We start from the raw sequence: 24,104 nt of genomic DNA on the forward strand, positions 1-24,104 counted from the left end.
TAATATAAGTATTGGACAAATTCAAGTCCGCTATTAAACATTTTACTTGATCTCTAGTAGAAAGTACAGAGGGGGAACCACAATGGAAGTAATTAAGATTGCTCCTAGAGGATATTGCTATGGAGTTGTCGATGCAATGGTAATTGCTCAGAATGCAGTGAAGGATCCCAATCTACCTCGCCCCATTTATATACTTGGTATGATTGTTCATAATTCGCATGTAACCAACGCCTTTCAAGAACAAGGAGTTTACACATTAGATGGGAAAAATCGTGGAGAGCTTTTAGAAGAAATTAAAGATGGAACTGTTATTTTCACCGCACATGGTGTCTCTCCGGAAGTGAAAAAACGTGCAGAAGAAAAAGGTTTAACTGTGCTTGATGCAACCTGCCCGGATGTTACGAGAACACATGATTTGATTCGCGGAAAAGTAAAAGAAAATTATGAAATTGTCTATATTGGTAAGAAAGGGCATCCTGAACCTGAAGGTGCGGTAGGTGTAGCGCCGGATCATGTTCACTTAATACAAAATCAGGAAGATGTTGATAATCTTCATCTCCATTCAGAAAAAGTATTAGTGACCAATCAAACGACGATGAGTCAGTGGGATGTTTATGATGTAATGCTAAAAGTACAAGAAAAATATCCACAAACAGAGATGGAACAGGAGATTTGTATGGCGACCCAGGTTCGCCAAGAAGCTGTAGCAGAACAAGCAAAGGATGCCGATTTAACTTTAGTAGTCGGAGATCCACGTAGTAATAACTCTAACCGTTTAGCGCAAGTTTCAATTGAAAAAGCACGTACTCAAGCATATAGAATCGCTGATGTATCTGAAATTCAATATGAGTGGTTAGAAGGTGTGTCAAAAGTTGCCGTGACTGCTGGTGCTTCTACACCGACACCAATTGCAAAAGAAGTGATCAAATTCATCGAACAATATGACCCAAATATTCCTGAAACATGGGATCGCACATCAAAAGTAAAGAAAGATAAGATCTTACCAAAAGTAAAAGCTAAAAAATAAGAAGCAAGCGCCTTAAGGTGCCTGCTTCTTATTTTTATCAGATAATAAATAAAACAAACGCCCGCCACAAAATACATAAACCGCAAAGAATCTTGCCGTAGCGTATGCAAGCACTCAGCAAAAATCAGAATGGAAGAAAACTGCACAAAAGAGAATTTTCATTAGTTCGCAGTTGTTATCTATAACGAATCAAGTAATAAGTACAAATGCAGAAATTAGTTTTTTTGCTTATTGATAACGAAATGGATCGGTTGATAAAGATGAGATCTCTACTTCGATTTTTTCTGGTAATGCATCAAGGTTTGCTAAGAAATAATCTTTTACTCCTTCTTTCATTACTTCCTCGACATGGTGACCTGGGTCAATCAGGCAGAGACCTGCCTCCTCGGCGTCTTGAGCTTCATGAAAGGTTAAATCGCCAGTTATATAAAGATCAGCACCAGCATTACGAGCTACATCAATATACCCTTTTCCACTGCCACCTAGTACAGCCACTTTCTTAATCACCTGATCTTGATCTCCAACATAACGTAATGCTGGGATATTTAAATTACGCTTTACAACTTCAGCATACTCAGATAACTTCATCGGTTTAGAGAGCTTACCAATACGACCTAATCCCTCTTGTTTACCTTTGTTAGAGAGCGGAACTAGATCATATGCCATTTCTTCATATGGATGTGCCTTTACAGCTGCTTGCAAGACTGGTGACAATTGTGATTGTTTTATAATCGTTTCTATTTTATATTCATCAACTTCCTCGATCTCGCCTTGATTACCAAGAAAAGGGGTTGTTCCCTCTAACGGTTTAAATGCACCGGTTCCTGCAGTTCGGAACGTACAATGGCTGTAGTTACCAATATGTCCGGCCCCAGCATCTCCTAAGGCATGGACCACATACTTTAAGTGTGTTTTGGGAACATAAACGATAAATTTCAATAGTTGTTCCTCGACCGTCGGCACTAAAACCTTTGTATTTGTCATTTCTAACCTTTGTGCCAGCAGGTCGTTTACACCACCATTTGCTACATCCAGGTTTGTATGGGCTGCATACACAGCTATATCATGTTGGATTAATTTCTTCACTACTCGGCCTTTAGGATCTTGAAAATCAATATGCGTTAAACCTTTGAATAATAGTGGATGGTGCGAGATAATGAAATCAACGTTTTTCTCAATCGCTTCATCTACGACACCTTCTACTACATCTAACGTGATCATTAGTTTATTCACTTTTTGCTCCTTTGCTCCTACTTGTAGACCTATATTATCCCAAGACTCTGCATAGTGCTTAGGAACCCATTTCTCAAATAAACGAATAACATCTTTAACGGTTGTCATCTTCTATTACCTCCTCAATCCATTCCATTTCTGTTTCCAGCTTCTTGATTTTTTCAACCGGCAAAATAGTAGCCTGTTTCATCTGATTAATTAGCTTCGAGCGTTTTTCTTTTTCATGGAACCATTTCTTCAAAAAAACATCACTCTTTTCCTGTAAAAGATATGGACCAAATAATAATTCATGTTCAGAAAGATGAAGTGGCTCTTTTCGATAATCACTGACAATGACCTCATAAATATATCCATCCTCTGCAATAATCTCTTCTGCTACAATCTTATAGTGATGCTCTATTAACCACTTACGAACGAGTTGGGCATCAATATTAGGCTGTAAAATTAATCGTGAGACACCAGATAATTTAGCCTGACCTTCCTCCAATATGGTTCGAATTAGTTTACCTCCCATACCAGCTATGGTAATTTGATTCACTTCTTTTTCCTTAATAACATCCAAGCCATTCCCTTTTCTTACTTCAATTCGATCACTTAGTTCATGTTCTCTAACGGTTTTCTTTGCCCTTTCAAACGGACCTTGATTAACTTCCCCTGCAATGGCTGTTGCACGTTCATGTCGTGAACAAACATAACATGGTAAATAAGCATGATCAGAACCAATATCAGCAAAATGGATTGGATTCTGTAGGTATTCAGCTAGTTGTTCTAGTCTTTTTGATAGCATATCCTTGCCCCTTCTCACTATATTTAAAGATGAAAAAAGCCTTCTGTCGAGACAGAAAGCTTTTGCAAATTTATTCTTGCCCTTCAGACAGCCATTCAGCTAACACCGCGGCTTCCTCATTACTTACTAATCCACCAGGCATATTTCCATTTTCGGAACCGTTGATAATCATACTTTCAATTTCCTCAACACTTAATCTCTCATGAACATCATTTAGAGATGGACCACTTCCACCCTCTAAGTCTCCACCATGACATCCAATACAGCTTTGAATTAGTGCTTCTGGATCTGCCTCTGTTGTCTCTCCTTCTTCATCTCCACCAGCAATTTTTTCTTGTTCATTTAGTCCAACTACAGATAAAATGATCATTGCTAAAATCCCAAGAACTGCAATAAGTGCAAAAGGTATAACTGGATTTTTCTTCATCGTTTTTTTCCTCCTTCAATGACACGTCAAGTTGGGTTTTCACTGCCCAACAAATTTTTCTACTATGTATAATGGAAAACCATCTTTATTTTACTTCAAAATAGACAAATAGAAAAGTGATACTCATTAAAATTCATGAAAATGTCTAAAAATAATAGAAACCAAACATAATGATCAGAATAATTAAAATAAAAACACCTGCAACTTGCAAGAAAAATTGTTTTTTCAACTTACCAAAGGTAATCCAAGAAATACTATTGATAAAAATCCATATATAGGTTGTCCACCATATCCGTATATAATCATTCATCCATAACACAGTAGAAAATAAAAACACTACAAAAAATATCATAACAGCATATGAGTCTTGCAATCCATCATGTCGAGAGAAAAACTTTATCATAATGAGAGCTATACATTGTGTGACAACGATACCAACCATTTGTATAAAAAGATCATCTGCAGCTTGAAAAATTAAAAAAGGTAGTAAAATGAGTAATGTATTTAGAAAATAAAACAGTAAAAAATATGGGGCTTGTTTCGCTTCTCTATTTTCTTCTTTAGCCCCTTCTCCTTCCGTATAAAGAGCTAATAAAAAATCACAATACTGATTTGGTAATAATTGATGTGTTTTCCAATAATTAATTTCATTAATAATTGTTTGCTTACGTTCTTCGTCCATTAATACCATCTCCAAGTCTGACTCACTTTAACCATTATATCGGATAATTATGCGAAACATTGATCTTCTTAGTGAAATTCAAAAATGAACTATCTTCCTAAAGAAGATAGTCCATTAATCACACTTAGAGATTTATTCTAAGAAGTCTTTTAATCGTTTGCTGCGACTTGGATGACGTAATTTTCGTAATGCTTTCGCTTCAATTTGGCGAATTCTTTCGCGAGTTACGCCAAATACCTTACCGACTTCCTCTAATGTTCTCGTTCTTCCATCATCTAAACCGAAACGTAATCGTAATACGTTTTCTTCACGATCAGTTAGTGTGTCTAAAACATCTTCTAATTGTTCTTTTAATAATTCATATGCCGCATGATCAGATGGAGATGTAGCTTCTTGGTCTTCAATAAAGTCACCTAGATGTGAGTCATCTTCTTCACCAATTGGTGTTTCCAATGATACGGGTTCTTGAGCGATTTTTAAAATTTCTCTTACCTTGTCAGGTGTTAAATCCATATCCTTGGCAATTTCTTCTGGAGTTGGTTCTCTGCCTAGATCTTGTAATAATTGACGTTGGACACGAATCAGTTTATTAATTGTTTCTACCATATGAACAGGAATTCTAATCGTTCTCGCCTGATCTGCGATGGCTCTTGTAATCGCTTGTCGAATCCACCAAGTTGCATAGGTACTAAACTTAAATCCTTTACGGAAATCGAATTTTTCTACCGCTTTAATTAGCCCCATATTTCCTTCTTGAATAAGATCTAGAAATAACATACCACGTCCAACATAACGTTTCGCTATGCTTACAACAAGACGAAGGTTCGCTTCAGCTAATCTTTTTTTGGCGTATTCGTCACCTTCTTCAATTTTCTTTGCAAGGTCAATTTCTTCCGAAGCAGATAATAAATCGACTCGGCCAATTTCCTTTAAATACATACGGACTGGGTCATTTATTTTAATGCCTAACGGAACACTTAAATCATTTAGGTCAAATTCTTCCTCTTTTGATAGCTGCTGCATGGTAGGATCTTCATCTGAATCTCCTATTACTTCTACACCTTGTTCATTTAGGAACTCATAGAATTCATCCATTTGATCGGATTCTAAGTCAAAATTTGATAATCTTTCTGCTACTTCCTCATATGCTAAAACACCACGTTTTTTACCTAATTCCAATAATTGGTCTTTGGCCTGCTCAATAGTTAATTCAGCTTCTTTTGAACGTGATGGCTTGTTTTCTGCCATGAGTGCCCCTCCTTCCAAAACTAACTCCAATTTTTCGATTGTTGTTTTATCTTTATAATCTCCATTGCTACTTTAGCTGCTTCTTTTGGATCTGTTTTCTCTAACTGTTTCATTTGTTGTTGCAGTTGTTTGATTTTTCCATTATCTGTCTGTTCTGATTGAATAAGATGGATATAATCTTGCAGCTCCTTCTCTGACATTTCCCAAGAATGATCCATCATTGATAGTTCGACAACTGTTTGTTGAAGTTTTGCGTCATCCAGATATGTTAAGAAATGACTGGGATCAGGTGGATTCCCTTCTTCATAATATCCGTACAAATGGGTTACAATAATTTGATGTTGCTCTAAATTAAACTTAGATCCAATCGTTTCTCTGACTTTTTCTGCAATGTGAGTATTTTGTAACATAAATGCAACCAATCGGCGTTCAGCATTTTGATATGCTGGCGGTAAGACATTTAACTTTTTCGCTGCATATTTCTGTTGATTTCCACCATTAGTATTACCAAACCTTTGCCGGTTATCATCATTTTTTTTGATATTTCGCATTCGAGACTTTAATTCTTGTGATAAAGCATCATAAGCGATATTAAACTCTTCGGCTAGTTCTCGAAGATAATGATCTCTTTCAATAGAACTTTCTAACTGTGCAATTTCCCCAATTACTCTTTCTACATATTGCAGTCGATCTCCTTCAAGTTTTAAATTAAAATTCTTTTTTAAGTACTTCATTAAGAAGACCATTTCTGTATCAGCAGTTTCAATAACCTGTGCTCGGAATTTGTCACTTCCATATTCTTGAATGAATTGATCTGGATCATAATTATGAGGTAATGCTGCTACTTTTATGGTACAACCGACCTTTTTCAATAACTGAATAGCTTTATAAGTAGCATTTTGGCCGGCATTATCGCCATCATAACAAAGGAGAACAGTATCGACATACCTTCTTAAAAGACTGGCATGTGATTCTGTTAAAGAAGTTCCTAACGATGCTACTCCATTAGTAACGCCAGCTTGATGAGCTGCGATAACATCTGCAGATCCTTCAAAAAGTATTACTTCTCCTTTTTTCCGAATTTCACTTCTAGCTAGATCAAAGTTGTAGAGTAATTTACTCTTTTTAAACAAAGATGATTCAGGACTATTTAGATATTTAGGTTCCTGATCTGAAATGGTTCTTCCTACAAATCCAATTGTTTTACCTAAGTGATTACGGATTGGAAAAATTACTCTTGCTTGGAATCGATCAAAATAATTTCCGTCATTTCCAACAGTTAATAATCCTGCATTGGCCATTACTTGCTTGTGGAAACCTTTTTTTTCTAAAAATTGTGCAATAAAATCTCTTGATGTTGGTGAATAACCAATTTGAAACTGATCGATTGCCTCATCTGAAAAACCTCTACTATATAGATATTCCAAAGCTTTTTTCCCATCTTTTGAATGGCGTAATAAATGATGATAAAGCTTTACTAACCATTGGTAAGCATCTAAAATTGCCTGCTCCTCGTTATTAACCCTTTCACTTCCTGTTTCTTTTAATTCAGGAATAGACTGACCAGATTTTTCTGCTAAATAACGAATAGACTGTTGGAAAGTATATCCTTCCATTTCCATAATAAATGTAATGACGTTACCACCTTTACCGCATCCAAAACAATGATAAATTTGTTTATCTTGATTTACGGAAAAAGAAGGTGTATTTTCTGAGTGAAATGGACAAAGTCCAAAATAATTTCGACCTTGTTTTTTTAATTGAACATATTCTCCTACAATATCAACAACATCATTTGCATGACGAAGTGATTCAATCGTTTCATCTGACACTTGATAGGCCATTATTTATCACCATTTCTCACAACTACTTTAAAAGTTCGACAATTTTCTCATCCTTGGTATAAAGAACAACTATCGCTGTATAATAAAAAACAGCTTCTTGTTAACATAATACCTCCAACCTAGATAAAATAAACACCATATTAAAATAATTAACATTATATATGATGACAATGTTTTAAAAAATTGTCGAATAACAAAAGTTCTTATGGATACATTATTCTACACAAAACTGCAAATTCCTGCTTGATTCAAAGTTTTTTTGAAAAAATGTTGAAATAAATTTAATTATCATCAATAATAGTTGAAATAACTAACCAAAGTTGATTATATTAGTCAGTAATATACATTTTAATAATAATATAAACATTTTCACAAAATATTATTATAATATATATTCATATTAATTACCAACATCTTATCTTATTCATTCATTTGCCTTGTTATCATGCAAATCCCAATAAGGTTGATTAATCATATTTAGAATGATATTAGCCGTTTCTTCGACAGCTTTATTCGACACATCAATAACCGGACATCCAAGTTGATGAATAATCTTATTAAAGTAATCTAATTCAGATGCAATGCGGTCTACATTCGCATAGGCGGCTTGATCGCCCAATCCAAGACTTTTTAACCGTTCTTTCCTAATATCATTTAATTTTTCAGGACTTATTCTTAATCCAATACATTTATGACTAGGAATTTCAAATAATGAAGTAGGTGGTTCTACTTCTGGAACGATTGGAACATTCGCAACCTTTAATTGTTTGTGTGCCAAATATTGGGATAACGGTGTTTTGGATGTTCGTGAAACCCCAATTAATACGATATCGGCTTGTTGTACTCCTCTTGGATCTCTGCCATCATCATAACGAACTGCAAATTCTATCGCTTCTACTCTTCTAAAATAATCTTCATCCAGTTTATGAATAAGTCCTGGCTCTTGTTTAGGTCTCTTTTTAAATTTCCGTTCCATTGCCTGTAGCATCGGACCCATTATATCAACACATTCAACATTTTTATTCTTTGCTTCTTGAATTAAAAACTCTCTAAACATTGGGTTGACTAACGTGAATCCAATCATTGCACCTAATTGGTTTGCGTGGTAAACGGCACCACGCAAAACTTCAATATTTTCTACATAGGGAATTCGATATAAATCATAGTCATTTTCACTCATAAATTGACTGAGTGCTGCCTTTGTAACAAATTCTGCCGTTTCTCCAACGGAATCAGAAACAACATAAATGATTGCTTTTTCCATGATCGTGATGTCCTCCTCAGTCCTTTACGACCTGCGTTTGCTTCCATTGGACCTTGGTTAAATCTGCAAATTTATTAATTTCACTGGCGATTACTTTCAATAAAGCTAAACGATTATCACGAATTTTTTCATCATCAGCCATTACCATTGTATTGTCAAAGAAATGGTGAATTGGCTCTACTAATGGTGTTAACTGGTCCAGCGCTGCTTTGGCATCTTTTTTTGCAATTGCATTCTGGTAATGATCTTTTATATCTATATATGTTTGATATAACTTATTTTCCTCATTTTTTTCAAAAAGGCTAGGTTCAATAGTTTTATTGCCTTCCGCTTTCGTTGCTAAATTCATTACACGAACAAAAGCTTCTTGTTTGTCTTTAAAAATTGAGTCTGCACGTTTTTCTTTCAATAACTGTGCTTTATCTAACAGTAAGGAGAAATCAGATAATTCGTTAACAAGAACCGCATCGATGATATCAGCTTCAATACCTGCTTCTTTCATAATATATGCAGCACGTTGTTTAAAAAATGATTCTAAATGATTTAATACGTGAGATTTTTCAGCAGCTTTAGAAATATCTTTTGCATCAAATAAAGCAAATACTTTTTCAATCAATTGATTAATATTTAAATCCCAACTGTTATGTTGATTGATTTGCAAGATGCCTAGCGCTTGTCTTCTTAATGCATAAGGATCTTGAGAGCCACTTGGTATCAACCCTACAGCAAAACATCCGACAATGGTATCGATTTTGTCTGCAATACTTACAACAGACCCAACGATACTAGCTGGCAATTCATCATTGGCATTCCTCGGCATATAATGTTCCTCGATTGCTTGTGCTACTACATCCTCTTCACCAAAAATGGTGGCATATTTTCTCCCCATTATCCCCTGGAGTTCTGTAAATTCATTGACCATGTTTGTAACCAGATCAAATTTACTTATCCTTGCAGCTCTTTCAATTTGAGTTTTTTCTTGTTCAGAGAGATCTAATTCAGTTGCAATTATTTCGCTTATTTCTGTTACTCGTTTTACTTTGTCTCCAATTGTTCCGAGACTTTCCTGGAAAACCATGCGATCTAATTGTGTTAAATTATTATCAATCGATTGTTTTTGATCCTCATCATAGAAAAACTGTGCATCCTGTAATCTCGCCCGTAATACCTTTTCATTACCTCTTGACACTGTATCAATGTGGTCACTTGTACCATTACGCACACCAATAAAATATGGCAACAACTGATTATTTTCAGTTTGTACAGGGAAGTAACGTTGATGTTCTTTCATTGATGTAATAAGCACTTCTTTTGGTATATGCAAAAATTCCTCACTAAAATGGCCAAAGAATACAGTTGGGTACTCTACTAGATGAGTCACTTCTGTTAATAAATCACCATCAATTGGAATTTTCCATCCCTTTTCTTGTTCCAGTTGTCTGATCCCATTGAAAATCATCTCTTGTCGCTTCTTTGTTTCCGCAATCACATATTGATCATTTAAAAGTTGTGCGTATGAAGATGGAGTATTTATCTCTATCCTTCCACCTAAAAAGCGATGTCCGAAACTCTTATTACTTGTGTGTACTCCAGCTATCTCAAATGGAATAACTTTTTCATCTTGTAATGCCACAAGCCATTTTATTGGACGAATATAGCGTAAGTTTTGATCTGCCCAACGCATATTTTTAGGAAAGTTCAAGCCAAGAATGATATCTTTAAAATCTGATAACAACTCTTCCTGTGTTTTACCTTCTAAAAATTTATTTACAAATACATACTCCGTGCCGTTAACTTCTTTTAGATATAGATCATCTATAGACTTCCCCTGTCCTTTAGAGAAACCGATTGCTGCTTTCGTCCAATTGCCATCATCATCTTTAGCAATTTTCAAAGCAGGTCCTTTTGCTTCTTCTTCTTGATCTGCTTGTTTATAGTCTAACCCTTCAATTAATACAGCAAATCTCCTTGGTGTTATATATGTTGTTAGATTTTGATAAGCTAATCGAATATCTTTTAACCAATCGATCGTTTTACTCTTTAATTGCTTTTCGGTATCATTCATAAAACGAGCTGGCATTTCTTCTAAACCAACTTCAAACAAAACATTAGTTGTTTTCATGACGATTTTCTTCTCCTTTCAACATTGGGAATCCAAGTCTTTCTCTTTCTGCTACATATAGCTTAGCAATCTCTCTCGCTAAATTACGGACACGTCCAATGTATCCTGTTCGTTCTGTTACGGAAATGACTCCTTTTGCGTCTAATAAATTAAAGGTGTGAGAGCATTTCAGAACATAATCGTACGCAGGAAAAACCAAATCTTTTTTCATTGCCCGCTTTGCTTCTCCCTCGTATGTAGAAAATAATTCAAAAAGCATTTCTGTATTGGATTCCTCGAATGTGTACTTTGAATGCTCATACTCTGGCTGATAGAAAATATCCCCAACTGTTACACCTTCTGTCCATTCTAAATCAAATACATTTTCTTTATCTTGAATATAAGAAGCTAAACGCTCAATCCCATACGTGATTTCCACTGCTACCGGCTTCGCCTCTAGACCACCAATTTGCTGGAAATAAGTGAATTGTGTGATTTCCATACCATCTAACCAAACTTCCCATCCCAGACCAGCTGCTCCTAATGTTGGGTTTTCCCAATTATCTTCGACAAAACGAATATCATGATACTTAGGGTCAATACCTAGCTTTTCTAATGATTCCAAATATAGTTCTTGTATATTGTCTGGAGAGGGTTTCATAATAACTTGGAATTGATGGTGTTGATACAATCTATTTGGGTTTTGTCCATAGCGCCCATCTGCTGGACGGCGTGATGGCTCGACATATGCGACGTTCCATGGTTCCGGTCCAAGACTGCGCAAAAGGGTCATTGGCGACATCGTTCCGGCCCCTTTTTCAACGTCATATGCTTGCATTAAGATACAGTTTTGATCTGACCAATGCTTTTGTAAAGTTAAGATCATCTCTTGAATATTCATCAGTACTTCATCCTCCTATGTATAGAGCGTTTTTAAATCATGTTAATAAAAACGATAGATAACAACTGCGAACTTGAAAATTCACTGTAGTGAGCTTTCTTCCATTCCATATGAGTGCTAGAATACCGCTTCGGCAGAATACTGTGCTTCCCGAGGAGGCTAAGGCCGTGCCCGTGGAAAGCGAAGTTCTTTCCGTAACGTAGCACCGCACTCATTCAAATGAAGAACGAAGAAAGCAAATCCAGGTCCGGGTTACTTCGCAACGTATGTTTTGTTGTGCTACAGCTAAGTAATAAATTGAAAAACCCGTCCCTATGCCTTATCCATCGATAAAGCATAGGGACGGGTTTGCCCGCGGTTCCACCCTATTTGTCATCTATAAAAATACAGATGACCACTTTCATAAAAGCTGCTCCAGAGCGCCTTCCTAATTTTGACTTGTTCAGCTTCCACCACCCTGAACTCGCTTAAAAGACAATGAATCAGTACTACTCTCTTTCTTCGCAACCCGCTATTCATTTCATTTTTACATCATACGCAAGATTACACCAATTGTCAATTATAATTTATCATTTAACTGACTCATCTGTTTCAAAAATCTTTTGGACTTCAAATAATACCCGCCATGCTCTTCGTAATATTGATCCATGATTCGCTGCAATATCATTTTATTTTCAGCTTTTACTGAAATATTCCCGATTTGTTCCACTTCAACCCAAGCGAATAACGCCATTAGTTTTGCTACTTTTTCAGGTATCGAAATCGCATTCTCATCTAACCGTACACAATTCCTGCATAACAACCCACCATTCGAAATAGAAAATGCTTTTAAATCTTGGGAGTTTCCGCATGAAACACATTGTGTCACTACAGGAGCGAACCCTGCTTCTTTATACATTTTCCATTCATAGATCATTGTTAATATCTCGGCATCCTTATCATCATTTATTCGCTCAATCGTATGTAATAATTGCTGATAGATAAATGGGTTATACTTTTTAGCATCGACCAATTTATCCGTTAATTCTGCTAAATAACTTGTATAGGCTGTTTTAAATATATCTTCTCTTATTTTTCGAAAAGAAGTAATCATTTCACCCTGCTGAATAGTAGCAAGACCAGACCCTGGCTGTATAAGATACGAACCATGAATAAATGGCTGCGTAATAGCAGCCATTCTACTTTTAGTTTTCTTTGCACCTCTTGCTATGGCACCAACTTTTCCTAGTGTTGGTGTTAATAATGTCACAATTTTATGAGTTTCCCCATAATCCTGTGTTTTCAAAATGAAGCCTTCAACTTTTTCAAACACAAGCTTCACCTTTCCCTTTCACTCTTAAAAATGCGTATCCTCTAATAACGTATCGTCTATTCCTTCTTCTTCTTCTTCATCCAACTCAACTTGTTTCATCCATAAGTACGCTTCAATATTGCCTGTTTGACTAAATATTTTCCATGGTACATCGATCACAATAAACCTCACCTTTCCTTATGGTAATCTTTCATTGTGTTCAATATTAGATTTTCCTGAAATCTTAATTCAATTAGTTAAAATATTTACCATGTATCAAACTGCAAATAACAACTTATATCACATTTACAGCTGAGGTATTACTACCACATTAATATTCATCCTGTTTAAAACCGAATTCGTTTAATTGATGGGGTTTATTCCGCCAATTTTCTTGAACTTTTACCCACAATTCCAAATACACTTTCGACCCTAATAACCGTTCAATATCCTGTCTTGCTCGCTTCCCAATTTCTTTTAACATTTTACCTTGTTTACCAATAATAATGCCTTTTTGTGATTTCCTTTCAACCACAATCGATGCCTGTACTAAAACTTTCTCATCTTCACCACGATTATCAATACCGTCAATTATTACAGCAACTGAATGTGGCACTTCTTCTCTTGTTAATTGTAAAACCTTTTCACGTATTAGTTCACCAATGATAAATCGCTCCGGATGATCGGTAACTTGATCCTCTGGATAATATTGGGGACCCTCAGGAAGATGTTCTGTAAAGACATCCATTAAATGACTCACATTATTTCCTTCCAGAGCTGAAATAGGAATAATTTCTTTAAATGGATACTTGTCCTTATATTGGTCTATAAGTGGCAAAAGTTGATCTGGATGAACAAGATCAATTTTATTGATTATTAAAAAAACCGGCTTTTTGATCGACTCTAAGCGATCCATGATATACTGATCACCCATACCATAGCCTTCATCCGCATTAATCATAAACATAATCGCATCTACTTCATTTAAAGTGTTTTCTGCAATTTTGACCATAAAATCTCCTAATTTGTGCTTAGGCTTATGGATTCCAGGGGTATCAATAAATACAATTTGCTTATCCTTATCAGTGTATACACCTTGAATTTTATTTCTAGTTGTTTGCGCTTTGTCACTCATAATTGCAATTTTTTGACCAATAACATGATTCATGAAGGTCGATTTTCCTACATTTGGTCTACCAATAATGGCTATAAATCCTGATTTGAAATTGTTATGCATAACTTTTCCTCCGCTTTATATCCTGTTGCTTCTCTATAACATAATAATACTATATCTTCTCTAAGATTTCATACTTTCGACAAAACTAGTGGTAAAGTTTAAAAATGTGTAAACCTATTCTTTTTTATGATAAAATCTTTGGCATAAAAATGAGAATTGCGATAAGAATTGCCACAATAGCAGTGACTAAGACCGCACCTGCAGCCATATCCTTCGCAACTCCTATCGCTGGTCGGTGCTTCGGTTCCAAATGGTCTAAAGCTCTTTCTAAGGCTGTATTCATCATTTCCATGCTTATAACTGCACCAACTGTCAGAGATAGAATTGCCCATTCTATCGTTGAAATAGAATAGAAAATGCCTGCAGCAAATACAAGCATTGCCGCAATCATATGAATGGTTATATTCCGTTCAGTAAGAATGCCAACCTTAAGACCTTTCAGCGCATATCGCAAACCAAAATGAAATTTATTTTTCCCGCGATAATCCGAACCCATTTAATATCTCCTCTTGTCTTGAAAACATTTTCTTCTCATCCTCATCATTCATATGGTCATAACCAAGCAAATGTAAAAAACCATGCAAAGCTAAAAAACCTAATTCCCTAGAAAAAGAATGATTGTATTCAAAAGCTTGTTCATTTGCTTTATCGACCGAAATAACGATGTCTCCTAGCGCAACAGGAATATCTGCTCCTGTTATCCTAATCTCTTCTTCAGCTTCTTCTTCAAGTGCAAATGACAATACATCTGTGGGATTATCCAACCCACGATATTGCTTATTTAACAATTGTATTTCATCATTATCTACGAATGAAATGGACAATTCTGAATCTAATCCAATATTTTCGTGTTTCGCAGCGTACGAAAGCAATTGAGTTATTAAATCAAAATGTTCCTGTGATACTTTTTCAGTTTCATCATAAAAATCTAGTTCCATGTCTATCTCGCCTCTTTCATGTTGGTTTCCTTTGGATACTGAATTCGAGAGTGGTAGATACCTTTTAATGTCTCACAAATAACTAATTTCATTTGTTCTAATTCCTTAAATGTTAAAGTACTATCATTTAACTGACCATCTAATAATCGGTCTTCCAAAATGGAAGATACAACTTTTTCAATCTCATCCTGAGTAGGGGTCGCCAACGATCGTGCAGCAGCTTCAATGGAATCACAAATCGATACAACAGCCGCTTCTTTCGTTTTGGGTTTTGGACCATCATATCGAAAATCCTCTTCATTCACTTTATCATTACGTTCCTTCGCTTTAAAATAAAAGTATTTAAGTAACGTTGTGCCGTGATGTTGTAGAGCAATATCAATAATCTCATTAGGTAATTTTTCTTTTTTTAGTAACTTCGCACTATCTACAGGATGTTGCAAAATGATCTCTGCACTCTGATAAGGATCAAGGTAATCATGTGGATTTTTCATCCTCATCTGATTTTCAATAAAATAATGTGGTCTGACTGTTTTCCCAAGATCATGATAATAGGCTGCTACACGAGCTAATAAACCATTTGCACCAATCGCTTCACAGGATGCCTCACTTAAATTAGCTACCATAATACTGTGATGATAGGTCCCTGGAGCTTCAATTAACAATTTGCGTAATAATGGCTGGTTGGGACTAGATAAAGCTAGAAGCTTTGTATCAGATAAAATACGTAAGCCCGATTCAAAAAAAGGCAACATCCCCATTGTTAGAACCGTAGCAATAATAGCAGAAAGAAATCCGTATCCACTCAAAGATAAGTAATCTAACCATGAATATTTTTCAAACGATAAGAATAAAAATAAACAGATTGTTACCATATTAATGATGGATGTAGCTAAACCACTCTTGATAATTGAACCTCTGTCTTTAATCACCGACAAGAAGAAAATACTAGCTAATTGAGAAAAGATAATAAAAATCCCAGCTTCCATATTTAACAGTCCTGGAATATCCGCATTAAAAATGACACTGCCAATCACGGCATAAAATACCGACATTACAATAGCAATTCGTTCGTTAACTAAAATTTTTAATAACATAGATACTGTAGCTACAGGAGTAACTAGATATAACGGATTAACCGATGTCGTATAAAAACTTACAACTTTCATCATTAAAACGATAAAAATACTTAACACGCAAATTGCGATTAATTTGCGAAAATGTAATTCGGATTTTTTAGTATGGTGACGTAATTCGAAAAATAGAAATAAGCCTAATAGTGTTACGAGCAGCAACAAACCAATCGTTGGGTAAAAATTTCGTTGTTCATTTAAAAGACCGGTCACCTCTAGCTCTTCATAAATTTCGTTGGTAATTAATTGACCTTCTTCAACAATTACTTCACCTGCTCGTATCATGACTGGTTCTACACTATTTCGTGCTTGTTGTTGCGCTTCATTTGTTAGATCAGCAGAAAAAAAAGAATTAGGTTGTATACTAAATGCTATTAGAGGACGTAGTGCCTGGACGAAAGAATCATCCAATGTAGAGTATGTTAACTTTTGTTGTGCTGTTTGGATGGCTTGATCAACTTCTTCTACTTTAATGCCATTATAATATGCATCGTAAAGCGCAGTAGTAATCAATTCTTTCGCTAATACTCTCTCTTCATCTGTAGCTTGAAATAATGCTCTAAACGTTTGTGTATCAACTTCAAGCAGTAGTTCATCGTGGACTATATTTTCAAGGTAGGCAACTTTATCAGCAATGGAAACGAGTTTTTCTTCTTCTAACTCTAATTCAATATTTCCTGTTTCGATCTTGTCAACTGCTTCAAAGACCTCATTTATATATGTAATTTGCTCCTCTGTCACTTCTTCCGAAATTTCAAAATGGTCCTCTACTGATTGAATCACTTCTCTTAGTCTACGCTCGGTCTCTCTGGTATTCTCGATCGTAATAGGGGAACGAATCGTTTCTTTAGCTGCAGAAAATTTTTCAATATCATATGTTTCAGTATGTACATTTTGGTAACTTACGACAAAAAAGATACCCACAATAACGAAACATACTGTGACTAATTGAATAAGATTATCTTGAAAAAAAGAAACGATTTTTTGTTTTAATAACCAAAATTTTTCCATTTTGATTCCCCCACTCCTCGGGCTAACCTTTAACATTAAATGATTCAGAAAAGAGTTGCCAAATAGTCTTACTTATTACCATCGTGTTGCAAAATTCACATCACTTTTAAGACAACCCCTAGTGTATATTCAAAGCTTTTTATTTAATTTTCATACGCTTCAATAATTTTCTGAACAATAGGGTGTCTGACTACATCAGATTGCGTTAAATAGACAACGCCGATCCCTTTCATATTGGCTAACTTTTCTTTTGCCTCGGTTAAACCTGATTGAACACCCTTAGGCAAGTCAATTTGCGTAACATCACCAGTAATGACCATTTTTGATCCAAAACCTAAACGAGTTAAAAACATCTTCATTTGTGCATTGGTTGTATTTTGAGCTTCATCTAATATTACAAAAGCATCGTCTAATGTTCTTCCGCGCATGTAAGCAAGAGGAGCAATTTCGATAGTGCCTCTCTCAATTAAACGCATCGTATGTTCTGTTCCCAGTACATCATGTAATGCATCATATAGAGGTCGTAAATAAGGATCCACTTTCTCTTTTAAGTCTCCAGGTAAGAAACCTAAACTTTCTCCTGCCTCTACTGCTGGTCTTGTTAATATGATTCGCTTAACTTTTCCATTTTTAAGTGCATGGATAGCCATCACCACTGCTAAGTATGTTTTACCAGTACCAGCTGGTCCTATCCCGAAGACAAGATCATTCTGTTTCATTGTCTGTAAATAATGGCGTTGTCCAAGTGTTTTTACACGAATTGACTTACCTTTTGCATTCTTGGTAATCTCATCTTCGAATAAGGTTTCTAATTGATTAATTTTTCCTTTTCTCGCAAGGTCTATTGCATAAATAACATCTCGCTCTGTAATCGTTATTCCTTTTCTAATGATAGCCAACAGTCCATGTAATACTTCTTGAATTACCTTTACATCTGTGTCACTACCAGAAACACTTATTTGCTCACCACGAGAAGTAATCGATACTTGCAATTGTTCTTCTAATTGCTTTAAATGTCGATCTTCTGTACCGAAAAGTGTTAAAGCTTCATTAGGATTTTCTAATTGTAAATCAATCATCTTTAGATCTTCTGACATAATCAATCTCCTTGAGTAATTGGTTGTTTCTTTGCAATATTTTCTAGTACAGTATAATACAAGGTTAATTTTACTTTACCACTCTCTACACTTTCGTGCAAAGCTTTTTCATCCGTAATTTCTGCATCATGTGGAATTTCTCTCATTAACTCTCTTTTACCTTGTTCTAATGCAATTTTCTTCGCATTTTCTTCACTTAATTGTTCCTCTTTTAATTCTGCTTCATAAATTGTTTGGTTTATATAACTAATCGGAATTTTCCATTTTAGAAAATAAAAATTCTTTTCCTCTACATCAACTTGATAATGTTCATACTCTGGATTTTCAAAGTTCCAAATCGGAACTAGAAATTTCGAAGCATGCAAGTAATGTTTTTGTTCCATTTTACCATTAAGCACAAGATACTGGTTGTCCAAAGGTACGGTTACTTCGCTTTTATACCATACTTTTGCAATTACCTCTCCTTCTGCTTCCACAGGCTTACCTTCATCCTCCTCATCATCTTCTTCCGATTCATTAAGATAAGCTGATACTAGAATATCTCCTTGATAGACGACATCATTGGTTCTTACAAGAGGTTGTCCTCTTGTAACGAATAAATCTTCAATAACACCTTCCTTTTTGGCTACAAGATGTCCCGCAGCTTCTTCTTCTTCTTTTTCAACTATAGTCTTTTCGACACCTTCTAGATGAAAAGCGGATCCATTTTTTTTGACACCGATCCATAATAATTCTGGAACATCAGTTAATAGCTGTTTTTGGATGATCGCTGGGGAGTCTATATTCCACTGAAAGCTACCCTCTTCTATACCATACTCTTCTAATTGTTGGATTACTTTTATTTCCATTTCTTCATCTAAGCCTGATACATCAATACGCCAAACGATATTAGACAAAAAGAAAATTACCGCTATGGCAATAAAAAATCCAATTAGCAATGGTTTTTGAGAGATCAAGTGACGAAAGAAAAAAGGTAGTCCATTTCGTCCTTTAAAATATACTTTGTAAATGGATTTTCTTTTTACTATCCTTAGTTTAGGCAAATCAGATAATTTTATTTTCCCTATTGCTATAGTTTCATTCTTTTTTTTGATATCCCATGATGGAATATTGTATTTTGCACACAAATCAAAAAATCGCTCTGGATATTGACCTTTTATTTCAATAATAATATATCCTGATAACCAATTTTTACGATTGAAAAACATAAGCCTTTCCCTCCGAATATAGACTTTATGATTTCTCGAAGGTAACATCTTTTATATTACCTTCTAATAAAATGTCTTTATCTATCATTGTTTTCAGTACAAAATTTTCTCCTTTTATTCGAACATGTCCTTGGTGAACCTTTAAAAGTAATTCGGTAGAAGAAAAGATGACAAGGCCTTGATGATTTTCTATGTACGCATGAATGGATCCTATCGTTGTAATACGCGGTAACTTGAGCGTTACTTCAGAAGGCAAATCAAATGTACGCGTAAAGGCAGTCATAAATTTTTCTTTTATCTTTTTCACTGTGCATATGCCTCCCCTCAACTTCATTCTATGAAAATATACGAAAATAAGAACAGTTATGCGTAAACTTACGTGCGATCAGATTAGAGGAATGATGGTTGAAAAAATAGCGAAGAGATATATTGTTTATGATGACATTTCGTAGGGCAATTCGTGAAGTCTCTTAGTTTCTGGGAACTTGGAGCTAGACAAGCACACAAATTTTATGCTTTCTGATAATTTAACAAAGCCGAATGGTTTCCCATTCGGCTTTGTTTATCGGTAGTTCCGATTGTATTTTCTTTTTTGGTAGGCGCGCGGTGGCCCCAACACTTCTGCCATAATAATACCTTGGGCAATTCCTTTTGACGTTAAGTTTTTTTCAATAGATAAAGAAACCTCTTCTTCATTATCTTTACGATATGCTTTTGGTGGCGGACCATTTTTAATAGCATCGTGCTTGCCAAGCTCTTGATCCTGTGTTTTATCACGAATATTTTCAGCACGCTGGATTTTGTCCTTTAATTTTTCCATTTGCTTTTCCTTTTGTTGAGCAAATGTCTCATGTCCAGAATCAGTATTTGTACCGATTGTTTGAAAATCAGGAACAGTTCTTTCGGTTCTTGGTTGTTGCGTATGGCCTGTTGTTTGTTGGACAGGTCTTTGTGGTCTCTTCTGCTTTTGCTGTTCATCTTTAGATTTTGACAGACCGAAAAGCCAAAACACAATTGCTATTATCGGAACAATAAAACTTAACAATTCATCCATTTACATCTTCCTTTCAGGGGCTATTCTACAGTTATTGATTATTTGCAAATGGAATACGTTTCTAGCAGAAACTTCCTATACCAATCGCTATACTATGAACAAAACCTAATCTAACCTATTTGTAGAAGCCCCTATGAGGATTCTTATTTGTTGTCGTCTTCATCGTTGTCTGTTTCTGTTAATTTACCAATAGAATCACGCATATCTGTATCAGCATCAATATTTTTATAATTCATATAATCCATGACACCCATGTTACCCGAACGTAATGCTTCTGCAAGTGCCTTTGGTACATCTGCTTCTGCTTCAACCACTTTGGCACGCATTTCTTGAACTTTTGCAACCATTTCTTGTTCCTGCGCAACCGCCATTGCACGACGTTCTTCTGCTTTTGCTTGGGCGATGTTTTTATCTGCTTCAGCTTGATCCGTTTGTAAGATCGCACCAATGTTTTTACCGATGTCAACATCAGCAATATCAATCGATAAGATTTCAAAAGCTGTACCAGCATCTAATCCACGGTTTAAAACGTTATGAGAAATGGAGTCCGGATTTTCTAATACTTTCGTATGTGCTTCTGAACTACCAATAGTACTTACAACACCTTCACCAACACGGGCAATAACAGTATCTTCACCAGCACCACCAACGAGTCGATCAATGTTTGCTCGAACAGTGATTCGTGCTTTCGCTTTTACTTCAATACCGTCCATCGAAATACCAGCAATAAATGGTGTTTCAATTACTTTCGGATTGACACTCATTTGTACCGCTTCTAATACGTCACGACCAGCTAAATCGATCGCTGCACATCGTTCAAAACTTAATTCAATATTTGCTCGTTGTGCTGCAATTAACGCATTGACAACACGGTCAACATTACCACCAGCTAAAAAGTGGCTCTCTAATTGATTTGTCGTTACATCTAAACCTGCTTTGTGCGCTTTAATCAATGGATTAATAACGCGTGAAGGTACAACCCTTCTCAAACGCATCCCAATTAAGGTAAAGATACTTACTTTTACTCCTGCTGCAAGCGCGCTAATCCATAGCATTACCGGTATAAAGGTAAATAAAATAGCTACAGCAATGACGATTAACCCGATCCCAATAATGGGCAATAATGTTTGAAACTCATTCATATTCTATTCCTCCTAGATATTTTTTACTTCTCTTACTACTATTCGCGAACCTTCGACTTTTATAATTTTAATCGGAGTGTTCACGTTAATAAACGATCCTTCTGACACCACATCTAACCTTTCTTCTTCAAATTCTGCAGATCCTGACGGTCTTAGTGGTGTAACAGTCATTCCTTCTTGACCAATTAGCTCTGATCTGTTTATGGATGAGACATAGCCTTGCTCTGTAGTTGTCGAGTCATTTAGAATTACATGTCTGAAGACTCCTTTTTCCAAACCAATTGTTTTGAATAAAATAACAGCTACAATAATACTTGCAATAAGTGCGATAGCTATGCTTACGGCCATATGTCCAGGATCATCCGTTGACATAAATAACGCCCCTACTATCGCACCGATTCCAATGAAACCAAGAATCCCCCCCGGTGCAAATATTTCAATTATTATTAAAACAATTCCTAGTAGCAGTAGGACAATGGCTTCATACCCAGCTAAACCAGCTACAATATGTCCATAAAAATATAAAACTAAAGAAGCTATTCCAATTGAGCCTGGTATGCCAAAGCCAGGTGAATATAATTCTACTATTAAACCGATACTCGCTAAAGATAATAATATCGGAACAACAACTGGATTCGTCAAAAATCGTGCTATTCCTTCTGCTGCAGTTGGTTCTGTTTCAATAATTTCTGCTTCAGATAACAACAATTCATTTAAAAGTTCTGTCCGATGACTCACAATTCCCTGCGCATACTCCACATCTACTGCGTAATTAGCATCCAAAGTGAGAAACTCACCTTCTGGAGCACCATATTCTGCTAAATCAATTCCAGCATTGGCCATCGCTTCAGCATATAACGGATCTCTGCCTTTAGAACTAGCTGCTCCCCTCATACTCGCAATCCATGCTGATTGTGCTTTTTGTTCCGCAGCTGTCCCATCAGCATTAATGACACCACTTGCTCCCATGCTTGTTTGAGGCTTCATATAGATATTATCCGTGTTTAAAGCGATATAAGATCCTGCAGATAGTGCTCTGACAGTAATAAATGATGTTGTTTCCATCTCTAGATCTTGCAAAATTTCACCAATGTATTCAGCAGCATCTACACGACCACCAGGTGTATTAATTTCGAAAATAATGTGATCTGCATTTGCCTCAGTTGCCTCAGTTGTTGTCCTTCTAATAAACGCTTCTAATCCTCGTTCCACCTCATTTTCTATCGGTATAACGTAAACAAGTTTACCTTCTCCATTCTCTTCTGCGAGAACTTGCGTCTGAGAACCCGTGGTGAAAGAAAATACAGCTGTAATGATCGATATCGAGAGCAACAACAAAGTTACGTGCTTTTTCAAATCCCGACCTCCCTTCACTAGTGCTTTGACATATAATCATTCCTACGGTTATTATGTATAAAAAGTTTCATTTATGGAACTAATATCTTATGTCAACGCATTCAGTTTATCATACTTATATCTACATGGAAAAGTATTCACTATTATATATTGTATACATATACCTGATTAATGACTGAATCTCTTGGTAGTTTTGAACTCTGTTGTATTTTCATTATGTTCAAACTTACTGGTCGCAATACCCTTTTAGTTTTATTTGATATACCCCATTGATTGATAGTACTTTCGGATTCAGAAAACAATATTCCCAGTATGCTTGCCGAAAAAATTACAGAGGGGTTGTATTTTCAAGGTAGCTCACTTTTCTTCTCCTTTTCAAACTCCAAAAAATGTTAAAAAGACCCTTGACTTATTCGATAAGCCAAGGGTCTTATAGATGAATGAATTCATTTTGTTCGTTTATGATAAGTTTTTTTGAACCAATTGATTCACTCTTGAGCCTTCTGCTTTTCCTTTTACTTTAGGCATAAGCGCACTCATTACTTTTCCCATATCTTTTTTTGATTGAGCTTGAACTTCTTCGATCGTCTGAACAACTATTTTTTCTAACTCTTCATCAGACAGTTGCTCAGGCATATAAGCTTGTATTATTTTAATTTCATCTTCTAATTTGCTTACAAGATCTTCGCGTTCAGCTTCTTTAAATTCGTGGAGGGAATCTTTTCTTTGTTTTAGCTCTCTCGCTAAAACTGTTACTTCTTCTTCTTCAGATAATGCATCTTTCTGTAATTTAATGGCTTCATTTTGCATCGATGCTTTGACCATTCGAATTACACCTAATTTAACTTTATCTTTGTCCTTCATCGCCTGTTTCATATCCTGGTTCAAAAGTTCAACGATTGCCATTATTTCATTACACCCTCTTTAAAATTTACGCTTTCTAGCCGCCTCCGATTTTTTCTTACGGCGAACACTAGGTTTTTCATAAAATTCACGCTTACGATATTCAGATAATGTACCAGATTTTGATACACTACGTTTAAAGCGACGAAGAGCATCTTCAAGTGACTCGTTTTTACGAACGCGAGTTGTGTTAGACATGCTAATTTCCCTCCCTCCGAAG

General features: G+C 35.7%; 24 protein-coding genes and 1 other annotated feature. Of the genes, 1 reads left to right on the plus strand and 23 read right to left on the minus strand.

Annotation, left to right across the window (positions count from 1 at the left end; translation table 11 throughout):
- Positions 1-82: 82 nt before the first annotated feature.
- Positions 83-1,027, plus strand: coding sequence for a 4-hydroxy-3-methylbut-2-enyl diphosphate reductase (locus GI584_RS13295; protein ID WP_153791511.1), 945 nt, complete (start codon positions 83-85; stop codon positions 1,025-1,027).
- 228 nt (positions 1,028-1,255) lie between these two features.
- On the opposite strand, the gene GI584_RS13300 is transcribed toward GI584_RS13295, so the two are convergent.
- The 23 genes from GI584_RS13300 to rpsU all read right to left on the minus strand — a co-directional run bounded on the left by GI584_RS13300 (position 1,256) and on the right by rpsU (position 24,082).
- Positions 1,256-2,368 carry a Nif3-like dinuclear metal center hexameric protein gene (locus GI584_RS13300; RefSeq protein ID WP_153791512.1) on the minus strand — a complete coding sequence of 371 codons (1,113 nt, stop codon included), beginning with the start codon at positions 2,366-2,368 and terminating at the stop codon, positions 1,256-1,258.
- Entirely contained in the window at positions 2,355-3,047 is a 693-nt protein-coding gene (locus tag GI584_RS13305; protein WP_153791513.1) for a tRNA (adenine(22)-N(1))-methyltransferase, read from the minus strand. Before GI584_RS13305 ends, GI584_RS13300 begins: the two co-directional genes overlap by 14 nt.
- A 70-nt stretch (positions 3,048-3,117) precedes the next feature.
- Positions 3,118-3,474, minus strand: coding sequence for a cytochrome c550 (gene cccA, locus GI584_RS13310; RefSeq protein WP_100360204.1), 357 nt, complete (start codon positions 3,472-3,474; stop codon positions 3,118-3,120).
- A gap of 145 nt (positions 3,475-3,619) precedes the next feature.
- Positions 3,620-4,156: a hypothetical protein gene (locus GI584_RS13315; protein WP_153791514.1), complete on the minus strand. Its 537-nt coding sequence runs from the start codon at positions 4,154-4,156 to the stop codon at positions 3,620-3,622.
- 132 nt (positions 4,157-4,288) lie between these two features.
- Entirely contained in the window at positions 4,289-5,404 is a 1,116-nt protein-coding gene (gene rpoD, locus GI584_RS13320) for an RNA polymerase sigma factor RpoD (RefSeq protein ID WP_100360202.1), read from the minus strand.
- A gap of 20 nt (positions 5,405-5,424) precedes the next feature.
- A complete protein-coding gene (dnaG, locus tag GI584_RS13325) occupies positions 5,425-7,248 on the minus strand; it encodes a DNA primase (RefSeq protein WP_153791515.1) in 1,824 nt (607 codons plus the stop codon).
- A 424-nt stretch (positions 7,249-7,672) separates the two neighbouring features.
- Positions 7,673-8,512: a pyruvate, water dikinase regulatory protein gene (locus tag GI584_RS13330; protein WP_100360200.1), complete on the minus strand. Its 840-nt coding sequence runs from the start codon at positions 8,510-8,512 to the stop codon at positions 7,673-7,675.
- A 16-nt stretch (positions 8,513-8,528) separates the two neighbouring features.
- Positions 8,529-10,634: a glycine--tRNA ligase subunit beta gene (glyS, locus tag GI584_RS13335; RefSeq protein WP_100360199.1), complete on the minus strand. Its 2,106-nt coding sequence runs from the start codon at positions 10,632-10,634 to the stop codon at positions 8,529-8,531.
- Positions 10,621-11,514: a glycine--tRNA ligase subunit alpha gene (glyQ, locus tag GI584_RS13340; RefSeq protein ID WP_153791516.1), complete on the minus strand. Its 894-nt coding sequence runs from the start codon at positions 11,512-11,514 to the stop codon at positions 10,621-10,623. Before glyQ ends, glyS begins: the two co-directional genes overlap by 14 nt.
- 335 nt (positions 11,515-11,849) lie before the next feature.
- Positions 11,850-12,025: a binding site (T-box leader), on the minus strand.
- 48 nt (positions 12,026-12,073) lie between these two features.
- Positions 12,074-12,826: a DNA repair protein RecO gene (gene recO, locus GI584_RS13345; RefSeq protein WP_100360197.1), complete on the minus strand. Its 753-nt coding sequence runs from the start codon at positions 12,824-12,826 to the stop codon at positions 12,074-12,076.
- Between the two features lie 24 nt (positions 12,827-12,850).
- Complete coding sequence (locus tag GI584_RS13350) at positions 12,851-12,985, minus strand: YqzL family protein (protein ID WP_153791517.1); 135 nt, start codon at positions 12,983-12,985, stop codon at positions 12,851-12,853.
- 151 nt (positions 12,986-13,136) lie between these two features.
- Entirely contained in the window at positions 13,137-14,042 is a 906-nt protein-coding gene (era, locus tag GI584_RS13355; RefSeq protein WP_153791518.1) for a GTPase Era, read from the minus strand.
- A gap of 124 nt (positions 14,043-14,166) precedes the next feature.
- Positions 14,167-14,538: a diacylglycerol kinase family protein gene (locus tag GI584_RS13360; RefSeq protein ID WP_100360194.1), complete on the minus strand. Its 372-nt coding sequence runs from the start codon at positions 14,536-14,538 to the stop codon at positions 14,167-14,169.
- Positions 14,510-14,980 carry an rRNA maturation RNase YbeY gene (gene ybeY, locus GI584_RS13365; RefSeq protein WP_100360193.1) on the minus strand — a complete coding sequence of 157 codons (471 nt, stop codon included), beginning with the start codon at positions 14,978-14,980 and terminating at the stop codon, positions 14,510-14,512. Before ybeY ends, GI584_RS13360 begins: the two co-directional genes overlap by 29 nt.
- 2 nt (positions 14,981-14,982) lie before the next feature.
- Positions 14,983-17,124: an HD family phosphohydrolase gene (locus GI584_RS13370; protein ID WP_153791519.1), complete on the minus strand. Its 2,142-nt coding sequence runs from the start codon at positions 17,122-17,124 to the stop codon at positions 14,983-14,985.
- A gap of 143 nt (positions 17,125-17,267) precedes the next feature.
- Positions 17,268-18,221 (minus strand): PhoH family protein, encoded by a 954-nt coding sequence (locus GI584_RS13375; protein WP_100360191.1) that lies wholly within the window; start codon positions 18,219-18,221, stop codon positions 17,268-17,270.
- A gap of 2 nt (positions 18,222-18,223) precedes the next feature.
- On the minus strand, positions 18,224-19,429 hold the full coding sequence (yqfD, locus tag GI584_RS13380) for a sporulation protein YqfD (RefSeq protein ID WP_153791520.1): 1,206 nt from the start codon (positions 19,427-19,429) through the stop codon (positions 18,224-18,226).
- Positions 19,430-19,454: 25 nt separating this feature from the next.
- On the minus strand, positions 19,455-19,736 hold the full coding sequence (gene yqfC, locus GI584_RS13385; protein ID WP_153791521.1) for a sporulation protein YqfC: 282 nt from the start codon (positions 19,734-19,736) through the stop codon (positions 19,455-19,457).
- Positions 19,737-19,991: 255 nt separating this feature from the next.
- Complete coding sequence (locus GI584_RS13390; RefSeq protein WP_153791522.1) at positions 19,992-20,483, minus strand: YqfB family membrane protein; 492 nt, start codon at positions 20,481-20,483, stop codon at positions 19,992-19,994.
- Positions 20,484-20,626: 143 nt separating this feature from the next.
- Positions 20,627-21,625, minus strand: a complete 999-nt coding sequence (gene floA, locus GI584_RS13395; protein WP_100360187.1) for a flotillin-like protein FloA — start codon at positions 21,623-21,625, stop codon at positions 20,627-20,629.
- A gap of 12 nt (positions 21,626-21,637) precedes the next feature.
- The gene (locus GI584_RS13400; protein WP_153791523.1) at positions 21,638-22,981 is read right to left on the minus strand and encodes an NfeD family protein; all 1,344 of its coding nucleotides are present in this window, start codon (positions 22,979-22,981) and stop codon (positions 21,638-21,640) included.
- Between the two features lie 459 nt (positions 22,982-23,440).
- On the minus strand, positions 23,441-23,887 hold the full coding sequence (locus GI584_RS13405; protein ID WP_100360185.1) for a GatB/YqeY domain-containing protein: 447 nt from the start codon (positions 23,885-23,887) through the stop codon (positions 23,441-23,443).
- Positions 23,888-23,905: 18 nt separating this feature from the next.
- Positions 23,906-24,082 carry a 30S ribosomal protein S21 gene (gene rpsU, locus GI584_RS13410; RefSeq protein ID WP_018931586.1) on the minus strand — a complete coding sequence of 59 codons (177 nt, stop codon included), beginning with the start codon at positions 24,080-24,082 and terminating at the stop codon, positions 23,906-23,908.
- Positions 24,083-24,104 lie beyond the last annotated feature (22 nt).

Origin of the sequence: Gracilibacillus salitolerans (assembly GCF_009650095.1) — a bacterium.
GTDB classification, from domain to species: domain Bacteria; phylum Bacillota; class Bacilli; order Bacillales; family Amphibacillaceae; genus Gracilibacillus; species Gracilibacillus salitolerans.

Excerpts from the sequence above, each read along its gene's own strand:
- GI584_RS13295 (WP_153791511.1), top strand. The coding sequence starts at position 83 with ATGGAAGTAATTAAGATTGCTCCTAGAGGATATTGCTATGGAGTTGTC.
- GI584_RS13300 (WP_153791512.1), bottom strand. The coding sequence starts at position 2,368 with ATGACAACCGTTAAAGATGTTATTCGTTTATTTGAGAAATGGGTTCCT.
- GI584_RS13305 (WP_153791513.1), bottom strand. The coding sequence starts at position 3,047 with ATGCTATCAAAAAGACTAGAACAACTAGCTGAATACCTACAGAATCCA.
- cccA (WP_100360204.1), bottom strand. The coding sequence starts at position 3,474 with ATGAAGAAAAATCCAGTTATACCTTTTGCACTTATTGCAGTTCTTGGG.
- GI584_RS13315 (WP_153791514.1), bottom strand. The coding sequence starts at position 4,156 with ATGGACGAAGAACGTAAGCAAACAATTATTAATGAAATTAATTATTGG.
- rpoD (WP_100360202.1), bottom strand. The coding sequence starts at position 5,404 with ATGGCAGAAAACAAGCCATCACGTTCAAAAGAAGCTGAATTAACTATT.
- dnaG (WP_153791515.1), bottom strand. The coding sequence starts at position 7,248 with ATGGCCTATCAAGTGTCAGATGAAACGATTGAATCACTTCGTCATGCA.
- GI584_RS13330 (WP_100360200.1), bottom strand. The coding sequence starts at position 8,512 with ATGGAAAAAGCAATCATTTATGTTGTTTCTGATTCCGTTGGAGAAACG.
- glyS (WP_100360199.1), bottom strand. The coding sequence starts at position 10,634 with ATGAAAACAACTAATGTTTTGTTTGAAGTTGGTTTAGAAGAAATGCCA.
- glyQ (WP_153791516.1), bottom strand. The coding sequence starts at position 11,514 with ATGAATATTCAAGAGATGATCTTAACTTTACAAAAGCATTGGTCAGAT.
- era (WP_153791518.1), bottom strand. The coding sequence starts at position 14,042 with ATGCATAACAATTTCAAATCAGGATTTATAGCCATTATTGGTAGACCA.
- GI584_RS13360 (WP_100360194.1), bottom strand. The coding sequence starts at position 14,538 with ATGGGTTCGGATTATCGCGGGAAAAATAAATTTCATTTTGGTTTGCGA.
- ybeY (WP_100360193.1), bottom strand. The coding sequence starts at position 14,980 with ATGGAACTAGATTTTTATGATGAAACTGAAAAAGTATCACAGGAACAT.
- GI584_RS13370 (WP_153791519.1), bottom strand. The coding sequence starts at position 17,124 with ATGGAAAAATTTTGGTTATTAAAACAAAAAATCGTTTCTTTTTTTCAA.
- GI584_RS13375 (WP_100360191.1), bottom strand. The coding sequence starts at position 18,221 with ATGTCAGAAGATCTAAAGATGATTGATTTACAATTAGAAAATCCTAAT.
- yqfD (WP_153791520.1), bottom strand. The coding sequence starts at position 19,429 with ATGTTTTTCAATCGTAAAAATTGGTTATCAGGATATATTATTATTGAA.
- GI584_RS13390 (WP_153791522.1), bottom strand. The coding sequence starts at position 20,483 with ATGGATGAATTGTTAAGTTTTATTGTTCCGATAATAGCAATTGTGTTT.
- floA (WP_100360187.1), bottom strand. The coding sequence starts at position 21,625 with ATGAATGAGTTTCAAACATTATTGCCCATTATTGGGATCGGGTTAATC.
- GI584_RS13405 (WP_100360185.1), bottom strand. The coding sequence starts at position 23,887 with ATGGCAATCGTTGAACTTTTGAACCAGGATATGAAACAGGCGATGAAG.
- rpsU (WP_018931586.1), bottom strand. The coding sequence starts at position 24,082 with ATGTCTAACACAACTCGCGTTCGTAAAAACGAGTCACTTGAAGATGCT.